General features: G+C 40.2%; 1 protein-coding gene. It reads right to left on the bottom strand.

All coding sequences use genetic code 11. The features are described from left to right. Positions 1-71 precede the first annotated feature (71 nt). A complete protein-coding gene (locus FYJ75_RS14235; protein WP_154431061.1) occupies positions 72-1,451 on the bottom strand; it encodes an IS4 family transposase in 1,380 nt (459 codons plus the stop codon). Between the last annotated feature and the right edge of the window lie 136 nt (positions 1,452-1,587).

The following is a 1,587-nucleotide window of genomic DNA, read 5'->3' as shown; positions in this document are numbered from 1 at the left end:
CTAAGACTTCCCATACCTAAAATAGGCTTCGCACCTTGAAAATTCAATACTTCAGCTAACAAAATAGCAATTTATGCCACCACAGCCTCTGGATGGAGTGCATTACGCAGATATTTCGGTAGTCTTGCTTCGAAATCAGCAGTAAAAGCTGTCAATTGCTCATCACTGAGCTTTAAGATTTCCTGAAGGCTTGCCATTAAGGCATCCATCAGAATGCCAAGTGATCTGCTAAAAGTAATGTCTGCCATTTCATCAACAAGGAAGAAGAACAACTCGCCAAGAGTTCTCTGATCTTCATTTTGACGCTGCTCCATTGCAAGTAACATATATCTGGTAAACACAATGGCCACGTGGGCCGTCAGTGCATCATAGGATAAACTATGGCATTCTCCAATCAGATTCAGCATAGATTTGCAGGTTTTGAAGAAAACCTCAATCTGCCAGCGCTTTCCATAAATACGGATAATCTCTTCTTCGGAAAGGGTCGTATCTGTACAGATAAAAGCAAGCCAGTCCTTGCGATTCGCTTTGTTCCTTACGCAAACGATTTTCGCTGGAATAGGATTCTCCTTTCCTACCATAACGTCAACAGAAAGCAGATACTTTGATCTGCCACGGCGTTTTTTGTTCCGGGAATAGATCTCTTTGATATTCAACTGCTCACCACAGTATGAATATTTGATACGGCTGCTTTTCTTAATCATAGCAATCACATCCATATCTTTTGAATGGATGGCTGTGATCTGTGCTGGGTTGGAAAACCAGGAGTCAAAAAGGACATAATCAGCTTTCAGTCCTGCACTGAGGGCAGTATCCAACAGGGTCATCATTGCTTCTGGCGCTTTTGTCTGAGCAAGCATGCGTCTTTTCCCTGCAATAGTTCTGTTATCAAAGTCCTTTACCGGACCGATGATATTTGTATCTTTTGCAGATGCTAACAGGCAGCTGTTTACCGGAATCAGTGTATTCCCATCACTCCAGCTTAAGGTAAGCATCCGAAAACCTTTTTTGAAATGCATGTCAGTGTGGTCAAAAACCTTTGATGCCAGTTCTGTTTTCTTGCAGCTGGTACGATTAAAAAGGCTGTCATCAATGATGAAAACATTTTTCCTGTTATCATCCGTTAGATCTTTGAGATCATTATTTACGATATCCGCAGCAAGAAGAGAAGTAAAACGGAGCCAGTTTGTTTTTACCGAATTAAGGAAACGATAAAAAGTGTTCTTTGAAAAATCTTCCTTAAAAGAGCCAGTCCGTTGCTGCATATACATACTTCTTCCGACAAAAATGTTGCTGAGTTTGTAACGAAGCAGAGAAACAGGTGAAACACCTTTTTCTTTCATCCCATTACATCTGGCAAGAAGCTTGCCAACATGATGTTTGGAAAAAAATCTCTGAACACAGTCAATTAAGTCGTTCTCATCGAAATGGTTTTGTGGTATACTGGACATGGCATAAATCTCCTTTGTTAAAATGGTTTCTAGTCAATTCCATTATACCAAACAGAACAGGTTTATGCCTTTTTTATTGGCTGAAATATTGAATTTTCAAGGTTCAACACATCGTATCGGTGTGGGAAGTTTTAGT

This window comes from Roseburia porci (genome assembly GCF_009695765.1).
Classification (GTDB): domain Bacteria; phylum Bacillota; class Clostridia; order Lachnospirales; family Lachnospiraceae; genus Roseburia; species Roseburia porci.
The sequence above is the reverse complement of the archived record's forward strand: the minus strand, read 5'-3'. Positions and strand labels throughout refer to the sequence as shown.